A 13,964-nucleotide genomic window follows, 5' to 3' on the forward strand; every position below is an offset into this window, starting at 1 on the left:
AGAACCCGTGATGCCCCGACATGCCCTGACCCTGTGCGCCGCGCTGCTGTGCGGCTGCTCCCTGACGCCGGACTATCAGCGCCCCGCCGCCCCTGTGCCCGGGCAGTTCCCGCAAGGCTCGGCCTATCAGGGCGACGCGTTGGCCCGTCAGCCCGCCGAGGACTGGCGCGCGGTGTTCCAGGACCCGCTGCTGCGCCAACTGATCGACAGCGCCCTGGCCAACAATCGTGACCTGCGGGTGGCCGCGCTGAACATCGAAGCCTACCGCGCCCAATACCGCATTCAGCGCGCCGACTTGCTGCCCAGGGTGGCTGCCGACGCCACGGGCAAGCGCCAGTACCTGCCCCGAGGCATGACCGGCACCGACCAGGGGATGATCAGCTCGACCTACGCCGCAACGCTGGGTATCAGCGCCTACGAACTGGACCTGTTCGGCCGTGTGCGCAGCCTCACTGACCAGGCGCTGCTGACCTACCTGGCCAGTGAAGAGGCGCGGCGCAGCACCCAACTGAGCCTGGTGGCGAGTGTGGCCAGCGCCTACCTGACCTGGCGGGCCGACCAGGAACTGCTGGTGCTGTCCGAGGAAACCCTGGCCGCCGATGAACGCAGCCTGCGCTTGACCAGCGCCCAGCGCCGCGCCGGCACGGTGTCGGCGCTGGACCAGATCCAGGCACGCACCAGCGTCGACAGCACCCGCGCCGCGGTGGCGCGCTACAAACGCCAGGTGGCCCAGGACCTCAACCAACTGACCTTGCTGGTCGGCACGAGCGTGGATAGCGAGATGGCCGCCTTGCCCCTGAGCGACGAGCAGATTGCCGGTTTGCCGGCAGGCCTACCCTCTGACCTGCTTCGGCGCCGCCCGGACATCGTCCAGGCGGAGTACCAGCTGCGCGCGGCCAATGCCAACATCGGAGCGGCGCGGGCCGCGTTCTTCCCCAGCATCAGCCTCACCGCCAACGCCGGCAGCACCAGCCCGCAGCTGAGCGGCCTGTTCGACGGCGGCAGCGGCACCTGGCTGTTCCAGCCACAGATCAGCCTGCCGATCTTCACCGCCGGAAGCCTGCGCGCCAGCCTGGACTATGCACGCTTGCAGAAGGATATTCAGGTGGCGCAGTACGAGAAGGCCATCCAGGGCGCGTTCCAGGAAGTGGCCGATGGCCTGGCGGCACGCGCCACGTATCAGCGCCAGCTGCAGGCCCAGCGCGATCTGGTGGCGTCGAACCAGCGTTACTACGACCTGGCCGAGCATCGCTACCGGATTGGCGTGGACAGCAGCCTGACCTTTCTGGATGCCCAGCGCTCGCTGTTCACCGCGCAGCAAGGGTTGATCAGTGATCGCTTGGCGCAACTGGTGGCGGAAGTGAACCTGTATGCCGCACTGGGTGGGGGCTGGCAGGAAGCCGCAGAGCGGCCTCGGTAGCGCTTGGACCGCGCTCGGGTGCTCGCCGCGAACGCGGTCTAGACTGTACAGACCAGATGACATGGCATGAACCGGGGGGCTGCCACACGTGGAGGTGTGCGATGAGCCAGTTCAAGCGTCTGTTCGTCATGCTCGGCCCGCAAATGCGCCATACCCCGGCGCTGCAGCGCGCGGCAGCGCTGGCCGAGTCCAGTGGTGCCCTGCTGGATATCAATGTGTTCGTCGACGATGTCGACACGTTTGGCCTGATGAGCGACAGCCACGAACGTGAACGGCTGCTCGCCGACAACCGCCAGTGGCTGGCCGACGAGGCTGAGCAACTGGGCAACGCCGGGCTCGATGTATCCACCGAACTGCTGCTGACCCGCGACCCGCTGGGCAGCGTGCTGGAACGCATCGAGCGGCTGGGTTGCGACCTGCTGATCAAGGACGTGCAGCAAGAGCCGGTGCTCAAGCGCCTGCTGGTCACGCCGCTGGACTGGCAATTGCTCAAGGAAAGCCCGGTGGCCGTGCATCTGGTCAGCGACATCCGCCTGCCGCTGCCGCGGCAGATTGCGGCGGCGGTGGACCTCGAGTGCCACGGCGCAGGCGAGCATCTGGATGACAGGGTGATCCGCAGCGCCCATGCCCTGGCCTTGCAATGCAACGCCGAACTGCACCTGCTGCACGTGTGCGATGCGGCCAAGACCCATATCGCCGACTTCGGTGCCGGCACGGTCACCATGCCAGGGTTCGATGGCAGTGTGCGCACAGCGCAGCGGACGGCCTTCAACCGGCTCGGCGACCATCACCAGATTCCCCTGGAGCGACGGCATTTTGTCGAAGGTGCAGCCATCCGCGCGATCGCCCGGTTCGTCAGCCACAGCCGGGTCGATGTGATCGTGATGGGCAGCCATCGGCATGATGCGATGCAGACGTTCCTTGGCGGCACCACAGCGCATGTGCTGGAGCACCCGTTGTGCAATGTGCTGGCGATCAAGGACGCCCGCTGAGCATCGGTTTGCCCGGGAAGGCCAGACCCGCAAACTGCAGGGTATCCGGCACACCCGTACAACTAAAAAATAATGCATTTGATAATGATTCGTAGTAGTTTCTCGGCGCTTTTACCTCTTCCCATCAGCGCCCTACTCCAGGATCGTACCGTCGATGCGTCGCACGTTCGTTTCGCTTTGTGTGCTACAAGCTATCTCCCCGCTGGCCTTTGCCGAGCCTGAACCTGTCGGCGAGCCCACCCAGATCGAACTCCAGGCCCTGAACATCACCAGCAGCGCCGACGGCGAACGCGCCGATGGCCCGGTGGATGGCTACAAGGCCACCCGCTCGGCCAGTGCCACACGCACCGACACGGCCTTGCACGAGACCCCGCAATCGATCAGCGTGGTGCCCAGGGATGTGCTTGAAGACACCGGCGCCACCCGCCTGCAGGATGGCCTGGACTACGCCGGTGGCGTCGGCCGCGCCAACAACTTCGGCGGCCAGGGGCTGACCACCTTCACCGTGCGCGGCTTCACCACCGGCGAGTTCTACCGCAACGGCTTCCCGATCAACCGCGGCTACCCCAACGCCCCTGACGCCAACACCATCGAGCGCCTCGAAGTGATCCGCGGCCCGGCCACCAGCCTGTATGGCCGTGGCGACCCTGGTGGTACGTTCAACGTGGTCAGCAAGCAGCCGCTGGCCGAGCCCAAGGTGACCCTCGCCAGCCAGTTCGACGACCAGGGCATGCACCGGGCGACCCTGGACGCCACCGGCCCTTTGAATGCCGATGGCTCGCTGGCGTATCGGCTGAATGTGCTGGGCGAAGGTGGCGAGAGCTTCCGCGACGATGTCGAAAGCGAGCGCTATGACGTTGCACCGGTGATCAGCTGGCAGGTCAACGACGCCACCAAGGTCATCTTCGAAGGCGACTTCATGCGCAACAACCACCCGCTGGATCGCGGCCTGACGCGCCTGCCCGGCCAGATCGGCACGGCCTCGCGGGACACCAACGTCTGGGAAAAAGGCAGCGACAACCTGCTGCACAACGACAACGACATGGCCCAGTTGCGCTTCGAGCACCTGCTCAACGACAACTGGACGCTGGGCGGTGGCCTGCAATGGCTGGACGGCTCGCTCAAGGGCAACGCGGTGGAAGCCAACGGCCTGCAGGCCGACGGGCGCACGCTGGGACGCAACTTCAACTACCGCAAGCTGGAGTGGACCGACCGTGACTACCAGCTCAACCTCACCGGCCACTTCGACACGGGCGGCTTCGCCCATACCCTGCTGACCGGTATCGAATACGAAGACTATGACTACAACTCGATCATCCAGCGTTCGGCCGCCGGTAGCGGTGCCTACCCGATCGACATTTTCGACCCGGTGCAGGGCCAGCCGCGCCCTGCCCTGACCCGCACCACCACCCATGACCAGGAAAACCTCAAAACCTGGGCGGCCTTCATCCAGGACCAGGTGGCCCTGACCGAGCGCCTGAAAGCCCTCGCCGGGGTGCGTTTCGAGCGCTACGAGCATGACTACGACAACAAGCTCAACAATGCCGGTGACTTCAACAAGGGTGAGAACGGCGTCACCCCGCGCCTGGGCCTGATCTACGACCTGACCGACAGCGTCGCCGTCTACGCCAACACCGCGCGCTCGTTCAAGCCCAACAGCGGCGCGAGCCTGCAAGGCACGGGCTTCGACCCGGAAAAAGGCAAGTCATACGAGCTGGGCGTGAAGTGGGAAGCGCTGGATCGCCAGCTGAGCGTCGACGCGGCGATCTACCACATCGTCAAGGAAAACGTGCTCACCCGCGACCCGAACGACCCGAGCGGCACCTACAGCGTCGCTGCCGGTGAAGTGCGCAGCCGTGGCCTGGACATCAACGTCGCCGGCAACCTGACTCCGGAATGGCGGATGATCGGCGGCTACGCCTACGTCGACGCCGAGGTGACCAAGGACAACAGCCTCCCCACCGGCACCCGCCTGGCGAACATCCCGCGCAACAGCTTCAGCCTGCTCAACACCTATGAATTCCAGGATGGGCTGGCCAAGGGCCTGGGACTGGGGGTTGGCGTGAAGTATGTGGATGACCGCGCCGGGCAGACGGCGGCCAGTACCTACACCATGGAACGCTACAGCGTGGTCGACCTGCTGAGCTTCTACAAGGTCAATGAGCACGTGCGCTTGAACCTGGACGTGAAGAACCTGTTCAACAAGGGCTATGACGAAGGGGCGTTCAACACCTATGTGTACCCGGGTGCGCCGCGCACGGTACAGGCGGGGGTTGCCTATACCTTCTGACATGACAGGGGGCCGCCTGGCGGCCCCGTGCATCAGAAGCTCTTGCTGTAGAACAGCGAGTAGGACTCGATACCGTCGTTCGGTTGCTTGATGCCGGCATTCGAGTAGTGCATCAGGCGGACCCCCACCTTCTGCGCACCCGGCAGCTTCAGGCCAAAGCCGATGCGGTCTTCGAAGTTGACCGATGAGCCCAGGTGCTGGTCGCCCACATCGGTCTTGGAGAAGGCCGCCAGGCCGATGCCGGCTTCGACATACGGGGTGTAGCTGAAACCGCTGAATTCATAGGTGAACACCGGGCTGAACGACAGCGAGTGAGCGCCGCTGGCATCGCCACCTTCCCAATAGGTGTAGGCCGCGTCCCAATATCCCGTCACAAAGCCGATGTCGCTTTTCAGCCACTGCTTGTCCCAGTCGAACGCCATACCGAGACGGTACGTCATGTCGCCCTGGCTAGTAGCTCCCACGGCGCCGGAAATCTGTGCGGCCTGGGCCATAGAGGTGCCCCCGAGCACCAATAGGGCGGCGGCCAGCGTGCTGGCAAGACGGGTTTTCATCAATGACTTCTCCTGATGGTCACACGGGCAAGTGGGGGCTAGGGCCCCTCGATTTTGGCGGTGAACGGTGCATCCAACCGGTCACACGGCGTAATACTTTTCTGATTATTGTCCAGATAATCAGAAAGTTGAAAGTAAATTGCCAGCATTGGTTGAATTTACCCGCAGTGCCCAGCGACTGATGCCGGCAGGTCCGCGCCAAGGCGGAGTACAGATGTACTCCGCTCGTCATGGGCGCTCAATGCCAGTTCAGGCTTGCGGTGACTGGCGTCTTGCCGTTTACCGTGACCCGTTGCTGGACCGTTGCACCCTGCGCCTGGCCGGTGACCTGGTACTGGCCGGGTGGCAGCTGGACATAGACCAACGGCCCGGCATCCTGCAGGCTCAACACGGGCTTGCCTTGTGCAGTGCGGATGTCGACTGCGGCGCCGCTCTCGAACTGGCCGTGTGCACCGGTCGACAGTTCGATGTGCAGGTCATAACCCGGGGTCCGGCGTATGGCATTGGCCTCATCCTGGCCGATACCGCCCGCCAGGTAGCGCACGCCATTCTGCTCCTGCGGCTGCACCTGCACGGCTTGCATGTCGATGGGCGCGTTGTGGTCGTCGACTTCTGCGGCAGCGGCCAGGGTCCAGGGCAGCGCCAGTGCGATCAGCAACGTGGCGCCCACAGCATGGTGATGGTTACGCATGGTCAGCTCCTCCTCAAGGAGATGGCTTACCTGATGTTTGACCTCACACCCTGCTGATGTTCACGCCGCCCGCCGCTCTTCGAGAAGTTTCACGAACATGCTCAGGCTGCGCGAAACCGTGCCACGACGCCATACCAACCAGGTCTTGAGGTAGCGGAACTGCTCCTGCATCGGCCAGGCGCAGACCGTGCTGCAGCCAGGCATGTTGTCGAGCATGCTGCGCGGCAGCATGGCCAGGCCGGCACCGGCGCTGACGCAGGCGAGCATGCCATGGTACGACTCCATTTCGTGGATCTTGCCGGGCACCGCCTGGTCCTGGACAAACCAGTTCTCGAAGTGGTGGCGGTACGAGCAGTTGGCGCGAAAGGCATAGATGCTCGCGCCGTTGACGTCCTGGGCACGGGTGACCGGGGCGTGGTTGAGGGGCGAGATGATCACCATCTCCTCCTCGAACACCGGCATGCCTTCGAGCGTGGGATGCAGCACCGGGCCGTCGACGAAGGCCGCCACCAGGCGTCCCGACAGCACGCCTTCGAGCATGGTGCCGGAAGGCCCGGTGGACAGGTCGAGGTCGACTTTGGGGTAGCGCTGGTTGTAGGCCGCCAGCAGCGCCGGAATGCGCACCGCCGCCGTGCTCTCCAGCGAACCCAGGGCGAAAGTACCCTGGGGATCCTCGCCGGCCACGGTCAGGCGTGCCTCGTGCACCAGGTCGAGGATGCGCCGGGTGTACTCAAGGAAGTTCCAGCCCGCTGGCGACAGGCGCAGGCGGCTCTTCTCGCGGATGAACAGCTCGACGCCGAGGTCTTCCTCCAGCTGCTTGATGCGCGTGGTCAGGTTCGACGGCACCCGATGGATATGCTGGGCGGCGGCGCTGATGCTGCCCTGCTCGGCCACGGCCTTGAAGATTTCCAGTTGCACCAGGTCCACAGTCATTCTCCAAACGTGAATGTTTCGCTCATTATTATTCAGTTTTCATTAAAGCCATAGCCCACTAGTCTGGGGTCACCGAGTAACAACAACGAGAGTGTCCAGCCATGAGTGCGATCAGCAGCCTGACCCACGCCATCTCCGTCGACCCGTTCAGCGGCGAGCAGATCGGCGCCTACCCCTTCGACACCGACGCCGCACTGGAAGCGGCGCTGCAACGTGCCAAGGCTGGCTACGGCAACTGGCGCCAAGTGTCGCTGGGTCAGCGCAGCGAGTACCTGCTCGCCCTGGCCAGCACCCTCGAAGCCAAGGCCGAAGCCTTCGCGCAGATGATCAGCCGTGAAATCGGCAAGCCGATCGCCCAGGCCCGCGGTGAAGTCGCCAAATGCGTCAGCCTGTGCCGCTGGTATGCCGAGCACGGCCCGGCGATGCTCGCCGCCGAGCCGACCCAGGTCGAGAAAGCCCGCATCGAGTACCGCCCGCTGGGCCCGATCCTCGCCGTGATGCCGTGGAACTTCCCGGTCTGGCAGGTGCTGCGCGGCGCCGTGCCGGCGATCCTGGCCGGCAACACCTATGTCCTGAAGCACGCACCGAACGTGATGGGCAGCGCCTACCTGCTGGGTGAACTGTTCCAGGACGCCGGCCTGCCTGAAGGCGTGTTCGAAGTGCTGAACGTCACCCCGGACGGCGTCACTCGCGCCATCAACGACGTGCGCATCGCCGCCGTGACCCTGACCGGCAGCGTGCGCGCCGGCATGGCCATCGGAGCCCAGGCAGGTGCCGCGCTGAAGAAATGCGTGCTGGAGCTGGGCGGTTCCGACCCGTTCATCGTCTTGGCTGATGCTGATATCGACGCCGCTGTGCAGGCCGCCGTGATCGGTCGCTACCAGAACACCGGCCAGGTCTGCGCCGCCGCCAAGCGCCTGATCATTGAAGAAAGCATCGTCGAGGAATTCACGCACAAGTTCGTCGAAGCCACGCGCAAGCTGAAAGTCGGCAACCCGCTGGAAGACGACACCTACATCGGCCCGATGGCCCGCTATGACCTGCGTGACGAGCTGGATGGCCAGGTCCAGGCGTCGCTGGCCGAAGGCGCCAGCCTGCTGCTGGGCGGCAACAAGGTCGAAGGCGTGGGCAACTTCTATGCACCGACCGTGCTGGCCAACGTCACCCCGGACATGACCGCGTTCAAGCAGGAGCTGTTCGGGCCAGTGGCGGCGATCATCACGGCCCGTGACGCCGACCATGCGCTTGAGCTGGCCAACGACAGCGAGTTCGGCCTGGCGTCGACCGTCTACACCGCCGACTATGCACTGGCCGAGCGCATGACAGCAGCGCTGGACACCGGTGGCGTGTTCATCAACGGGTACTGCGCCTCGGACCCCCGCGTGGCGTTTGGCGGCGTGAAGAAGAGCGGCTTCGGCCGTGAACTGTCGCACTTTGGGGTGCGCGAGTTCACCAATGCCCAGACCGTGTGGCTGGACCGCAACTGAGTCCAGGCCCCCGGGGCCGCAGAGCGGCCCCGGCGTTAGCCATCCCGGACCTGGTCCTTGACCCAGTCCAGCATCCCCCCCGGCACGATCAGTTCGTGCCGCGCCCGCGAACAGGCGGTATACAGCCCCGCCAACAGCCGCGCCCGCTCGTTGCGATTGCCCGCCGTGCTCGGTGCCACCATCAGCTCCGGCGACACCATCACCCGGGCGAACTCCATGTTCTTCACATCCCGCACCCGGCCAAGGAACAGCTTTGGCGCCTTGTCCCAGCGGTAACGGCTCTTGGCCTTGGCAAAGTGCTCGGGGGTATAGCCTTTGCGCAGCATGCCGGCCACGGCGACAAAGGCCTTGTCGTCGCCCTTGTCCTGCTCCAGCGCCTGCCAGCTGGGGTAACGGAACAACATCGGGTGGCGCGCCCGGGTGCCATAGCGGTACAGCTCGATGCAGTCCTCGACGAACAGCTCGAAGTCCTTGCGCGCGCTTTGCAGCAGCACGAAAGGCACCCCTTGATGGGTCAGGCGCTGGAACCAGCCGAACAGGCCCCACTCGTCATCGACGATCAAGGCGGTTGGCTGCTCAGGCACGGTCACCGTGTCGAAGAAACTCACCCGCGTGTAATGCTCGGCACTGCCGCTGAAGGCCGCCTGGATCGCCGCCGGGTGCGCCTGGATCAACGGGTTGAGCACGCCGTCCATGGCCGGGCCAGCGCGCAGCGAGTGGTCGATGTAACGCTGGCGGATGAAATTGCCATGGTGCGGGCTGAGGCCATTGAGGTTCTGCAGCTCGTCACCCAGGGCAATCACCGACTGCGGACTGCGATCGAGCACCGCGAGCATCGGCGCGGACAATTCATGGGCTTCGTCGACAATGACGTGGCTGTAGCGGCTGTCGATCACCTCGGCAGTCAGCGACAACAGCTTGACCCGGTGATAGTCACGCACTGGCAGCTGGATTTCGCGGGCTGACGGGCGAATCAGCTCCTGCCAATACAGGCGCGCCTTCTCCAGCAGCACTTCCTGGTCCAGCGGCGAGGTACCCGGCCCGGCCCAGGGCAAGTGATGCAGCTGCAACTGGCTGTCGCCGCTGCGGCAGAAACTGCGCACGGCTTTGACGCACAGGGCCACCACATCGCGTGCGGCGAGCGGGCCGATGTCGGGGATGTTCAGCCAGCGCACCACCTGCGCCTCCTGCGGGCGCCAGGACAGTTTGGTACGGTACGGGTCGCGCAGGCGCCAGCCGTTGCTGGTGAGGTCGCGGTTGAGGATGTCGTCGGCCAACTGGCCGAAGGTCATCGCGGTGTAGGCCTGGGCGTCCTTCACCCGTGCCTGCAATGCCCGCAGCTGGCCTTCGGTGAGGGCCAGCAACAGCGTGCGCTGGGGGTCGAGCAGGCGTGCGAACTGGTGGATCAGGAAGGTCTTGCCGGTGCCGGCGAAACCCTGCACGGCAACCGATTCGTCGACGCCGCAAAGGAATTCGCGCAGCAAGCGGTTCTGTTGGTCACTGAGCATCAGGTCACTGCCCAGTGATGGCAGGTAGACCGGGTGGAGCGGGGTCACACGCTGGCGGTAGCTGTCGGCGAACTGGAAATTCCACTGGCCTTCGGCATCCTGGAACTCGTCGGCCTGGTACTCGGTTTCCGCCGACACCAGGCCCACGCCGTTCTCACCCAGCATGCCCAGCCCCATGGCGAACGCCTCGCGGTCGAAATGCTGCGCGACCTGCCCCTGGAAGCGCCCCGGGGCGGCACCCTCGACTTCATTGGCGATGCGCACGATCTCGGCGAAGCGACGCTCCTGCGCGTCCGCCGAGGCGCTGGCCGGTTGGCGTGGCAGGTTCTGCACGAACAGCACGGCGGCCGCCTCCAGCAGGCTGGCGGTCGGGAAGAAGTCGGTGGCGGTGGGCGCGCTGGCCAGGCGGTCGGCCTGGTCGCTGGGCAAAGGCAGGTAGAACATCGGGACCTCGGGTGGAAACTGCCGGGCACGATAGCAATTTTCCAGTGGGAATGCCGGTATGAACAGCAAAAAACTCAGCCTCTGCTCCGCTTGAGTGTTTCGCTCGGAAACTCCTTGAACAACTGCCGGTAACTCTCTGAAAACCTTCCCAAATGCCAGAATGACCAGCGCATGGCCACCTCGGCCACGGTCACTTCGCCGCCGCGTAACAAATCCCGCCGCGCACCGTTGAGTCGACGCAAGCGCAACCAGTGCGCCGGCGGCATCCCGGTGAAGGCCTTGAACGCCTGCTGCAGCTGGCGCAGCGAGACACCGGCGACCTCGGCCAGCTCCACCAGATTGAGCGTTTCTTCCGGGCAATCTGCCGCCCATTCGCTGACCCGCTGCATGATCGCCCGCTCCTCGCCGCGCCGCCCCAAGGCCCCGCCTTGCAAGCGCTGGCAGGCATTGTCGAGGATGAACAGGCAGTCTTCGAGCAACTGCTCGGCCAGTGCCTGCCCTTGCAGCGGGCAGTCTGCCTGGCCAAGGCGGGTCAAGGTGGCGCTCAGCCAGCTGCCGAACAACGCGTTCTGCCCACTGCCCAGCGGCACCATGAACAACCCTTCGAGCCGGTGCAGGTCCAGGCCATGGCGGGCGAGAAAGGCCTGGTCGAACACCACGGCCACTTCCTGGTAGTTCTCCGGGGTAATCCAGATGTTACGGCTTTGTTCGTTGAGCAGGTACAGGCTGTTCTCGCTCTGGTCGAAACAGAACGCCAGCGAACCGCTCGGTGCGCGGAAAAACTGCTCGACGCGGGTATTGAGCCGTTCCTCGTAGACCTCCACGCCATCGAGCCCCAGGCAGCGCAGCTGGCCGCTGAAATGTCCTGGCGACATCTGCCGGTACTGCTGCTGCCAACCGGGAGTGGCGCGCACCTGTTCGGTGACATCGGTGGTGTGGAAAGCCTGGACCTGCAAGGCGTTGGGCGCTGTCACGCTTTGTCCTAGTTGCACTCTTTTGGTGCATTCATCGCTGAAGAAAGTGGATAGATGGCTTTGCGAGCCTGCGCTCAAGATAGTCTCCAGCGCGCCACCTGGGAAGTCACCGGCACTGCCGCGCACACGAAACCCCAACCAAGAGGTCTGTATGAACGCCCCCTTCGATCAGCTGTCCGCCTGGCTGAAAGAACACCGCATCACCGAAGTCGAATGCGTGATCAGCGACCTGACCGGCATCGCCCGCGGCAAGATCGCACCGACCGCCAAGTTCCTTCACGAACGCGGCATGCGCCTGCCAGAAAGCGTGCTGCTGCAGACCGTCACCGGCGATTACGTCGATGACGACATCTACTACAGCCTGCTCGATGCAGCCGACATCGACATGGTCTGCCGCCCCGACCCGACGGCCGTCTACCAGATCCCGTGGGCCATCGAGCCCACCGCCATCGTCATTCACGACACGTTCGACAAGCAGGGCAACCCGATCGAGCTGTCGCCACGCAACGTGCTGAAGAAGGTGCTCAAGCTGTATGCCGACAAAGGCTGGCAGCCGATCGTCGCGCCAGAGATGGAATTCTACCTGACCCAGCGCTGCGAAGACCCGGACCTGCCCCTGCAAGTGCCATTGGGCCGCTCGGGCCGCGCCGAAAGCGGGCGCCAGTCGTTCTCGATCGACGCCGCCAACGAATTCGACCCACTGTTCGAAGACGTCTACGACTGGTGCGAGCTGCAGGGCCTGGACCTCGACACGCTGATCCACGAAGACGGCCCGGCGCAGATGGAGATCAACTTCCGTCATGGCGACGCGCTGGACCTGGCCGACCAGATCACCGTGTTCAAGCGCACCATGCGTGAAGCCGCGCTCAAGCACAACGTCACCGCCACCTTCATGGCCAAGCCGATCACCGACGAACCGGGCAGCGCCATGCACCTGCACCAGAGCGTGGTCGACATTGCCACCGGCAAGCCGGTGTTCGCCAACGACGATGGCAGCATGAGCGAACTGTTCCTGCACCACATCGGCGGCCTGCAGAAGTACATCCCCAAGCTGCTGCCGATGTTCGCGCCCAACGTCAACTCGTTCCGCCGCTTCCTGCCGGACACCTCGGCACCGGTCAACGTCGAATGGGGCGAGGAAAACCGCACCGCCGGCCTGCGCGTGCCAACCTCCAGCCCCGATGCGATGCGCGTGGAGAACCGCCTGCCGGGTGCCGACGCCAACCCCTACCTGGCGATCGCCGCCAGCCTGCTGTGCGGTTACCTGGGCATGGTCGAGCAGATCGAGCCGAGCGCGCCGGTCCAGGGCCGTGCCTATGAACGGCGCAACCTGCGGCTGCCGATCACCATCGAGGATGCGCTGCAGCACATGGAAGACTGCGAAACCGTGCAGCGTTACCTGGGCAAGCAGTTCGTCCAGGGCTACGTCGCGGTCAAGCGTGCCGAGCATGAAAACTTCAAGCGCGTCATCAGCTCCTGGGAGCGCGAGTTCCTGCTGCTGAGCGTGTGATTCACCGGGGAGGGCCAGGCGCCCTCCTTGCACCGTTTTCAAAGAACAAGACCAACGAGGTGTCGACATGCGTCATCTGCAAGCCCTGATCCCCGCTACCTTCGCCCTGCTGTTCGGCGCCGCCGCACAGGCCACGCCCAGCGTCAGCGTGTACAACTGGACCGACTACATCGGTGACACGACCCTGGCCGACTTCCAGGCCAGCAGCGGGATCAAGGTGGTCTATGACGTGTTCGACTCCAACGAAACCCTGGAAGGCAAACTGCTCGCCGGCCGCACCGGCTACGATGTGGTGGTGCCCTCCAACCACTTCCTGGCCCGCCAGGCCCAGGCCGGTGCGTTCCTGCCACTGGACCGCAGCAAGCTGCCGAACTGGCAGCACCTGGACCCGAAGCTGCTCAAGCAGCTCGAGCAGAATGACCCTGGCAACCAGTACGCAGTGCCCTACCTTTGGGGCACCAACGGCATTGGCTATAACGTCGACAAGGTCAAGGCCGCACTGGGTGTCGACCATATCGACTCCTGGGCAACGCTGTTCGAGCCAGAGAACCTGAAGAAGCTCAAGCAATGCGGCGTGGCCTTCATGGATTCACCCGACGAGCTGTTCCCGGCAATGCTCAACTACCTGGGCATGGACCCACGCAGCGAAAAACCGGGCGACTATGCCAAGGCTGAAGCGCGCCTGCTCGAACTGCGCCCGTACATCACCTACTTCCATTCCTCCAAGTACGTCTCGGACTTGGCCAACGGTGATATCTGCGTGGCCTTCGGCTATTCCGGCGACGTGTTCCAGGCGGCCAACCGGGCCGTGGAAGCGAAAAACGGGGTCAAGATCGCCTACAGCATTCCAAAGGAAGGCAGCAACCTGTGGTTCGACCTGCTGGCAATCCCCAAGGATGCGCAGAACCCTGAGCAGGCCCTGGCGTTCATCAACTACCTGCTCGACCCGAAAGTGATCGCCAAGGTCAGCGCCACGGTCGGCTACGCCAACGCCAACCCGGACGCCCAGGCCTACATGGACACGTCTCTGGTCGACAACCCGGAGATCTACCCACCCCAGGCAGTGCTGGACAAGCTGTACATCTCCAGCACCCCGAGCCCGAAGATCATGCGGGTGATGACCCGTTCCTGGAGCAAGATCAAGTCCAACCGTTGAACCGA

11 protein-coding genes are annotated in these 13,964 nt (G+C 64.4%); 6 read left to right on the top strand and 5 right to left on the bottom strand.

Annotation, left to right across the window (positions count from 1 at the left end):
• Window positions 1-10: 10 nt before the first annotated feature.
• The 3 genes from HU738_RS18345 to HU738_RS18355 all read left to right on the top strand — a co-directional run bounded on the left by HU738_RS18345 (window position 11) and on the right by HU738_RS18355 (window position 4,702).
• Window positions 11-1,420, top strand: a complete 1,410-nt coding sequence (locus HU738_RS18345; protein WP_186603027.1) for an efflux transporter outer membrane subunit — start codon at window positions 11-13, stop codon at window positions 1,418-1,420.
• A gap of 101 nt (window positions 1,421-1,521) precedes the next feature.
• On the top strand, window positions 1,522-2,412 hold the full coding sequence (locus HU738_RS18350; protein WP_186603026.1) for a universal stress protein: 891 nt from the start codon (window positions 1,522-1,524) through the stop codon (window positions 2,410-2,412).
• A 154-nt stretch (window positions 2,413-2,566) separates the two neighbouring features.
• Window positions 2,567-4,702: a TonB-dependent siderophore receptor gene (locus tag HU738_RS18355; protein WP_186603025.1), complete on the top strand. Its 2,136-nt coding sequence runs from the start codon at window positions 2,567-2,569 to the stop codon at window positions 4,700-4,702.
• Window positions 4,703-4,734: 32 nt separating this feature from the next.
• On the opposite strand, the gene HU738_RS18360 is transcribed toward HU738_RS18355, so the two are convergent.
• From HU738_RS18360 to ptrR, 3 genes are all read right to left on the bottom strand, one after another.
• On the bottom strand, window positions 4,735-5,256 hold the full coding sequence (locus tag HU738_RS18360) for an acyloxyacyl hydrolase (RefSeq protein WP_176509563.1): 522 nt from the start codon (window positions 5,254-5,256) through the stop codon (window positions 4,735-4,737).
• A 238-nt stretch (window positions 5,257-5,494) separates the two neighbouring features.
• The gene (locus HU738_RS18365) at window positions 5,495-5,947 is read right to left on the bottom strand and encodes a carboxypeptidase regulatory-like domain-containing protein (RefSeq protein WP_176509564.1); all 453 of its coding nucleotides are present in this window, start codon (window positions 5,945-5,947) and stop codon (window positions 5,495-5,497) included.
• Between the two features lie 60 nt (window positions 5,948-6,007).
• Window positions 6,008-6,874 (bottom strand): putrescine utilization regulator PtrR, encoded by an 867-nt coding sequence (gene ptrR / locus HU738_RS18370; RefSeq protein ID WP_085679542.1) that lies wholly within the window; start codon window positions 6,872-6,874, stop codon window positions 6,008-6,010.
• Window positions 6,875-6,981: 107 nt separating this feature from the next.
• On the opposite strand from ptrR, the gene HU738_RS18375 reads away from it, so the two are divergent.
• On the top strand, window positions 6,982-8,367 hold the full coding sequence (locus tag HU738_RS18375; protein ID WP_186603024.1) for an aldehyde dehydrogenase family protein: 1,386 nt from the start codon (window positions 6,982-6,984) through the stop codon (window positions 8,365-8,367).
• 35 nt (window positions 8,368-8,402) lie between these two features.
• Here the strand turns inward: HU738_RS18375 and HU738_RS18380 are convergent, their stop codons facing one another.
• Together HU738_RS18380 and HU738_RS18385 are read right to left on the bottom strand one after the other, a co-directional pair.
• Entirely contained in the window at window positions 8,403-10,319 is a 1,917-nt protein-coding gene (locus HU738_RS18380; RefSeq protein WP_186603023.1) for a P-loop NTPase family protein, read from the bottom strand.
• 74 nt (window positions 10,320-10,393) lie between these two features.
• Entirely contained in the window at window positions 10,394-11,293 is a 900-nt protein-coding gene (locus HU738_RS18385) for a helix-turn-helix domain-containing protein (protein ID WP_186603022.1), read from the bottom strand.
• A gap of 151 nt (window positions 11,294-11,444) precedes the next feature.
• Here HU738_RS18385 and HU738_RS18390 point away from each other — a divergent pair, with 151 nt between their 5' ends.
• Entirely contained in the window at window positions 11,445-12,803 is a 1,359-nt protein-coding gene (locus HU738_RS18390; protein ID WP_054885413.1) for a glutamine synthetase family protein, read from the top strand.
• A 67-nt stretch (window positions 12,804-12,870) separates the two neighbouring features.
• A complete protein-coding gene (locus HU738_RS18395; protein ID WP_186603021.1) occupies window positions 12,871-13,959 on the top strand; it encodes a polyamine ABC transporter substrate-binding protein in 1,089 nt (362 codons plus the stop codon).
• Window positions 13,960-13,964 lie beyond the last annotated feature (5 nt).

Origin of the sequence: Pseudomonas vlassakiae (assembly GCF_014269035.2) — a bacterium.
Lineage (GTDB): Bacteria > Pseudomonadota > Gammaproteobacteria > Pseudomonadales > Pseudomonadaceae > Aquipseudomonas > Aquipseudomonas vlassakiae.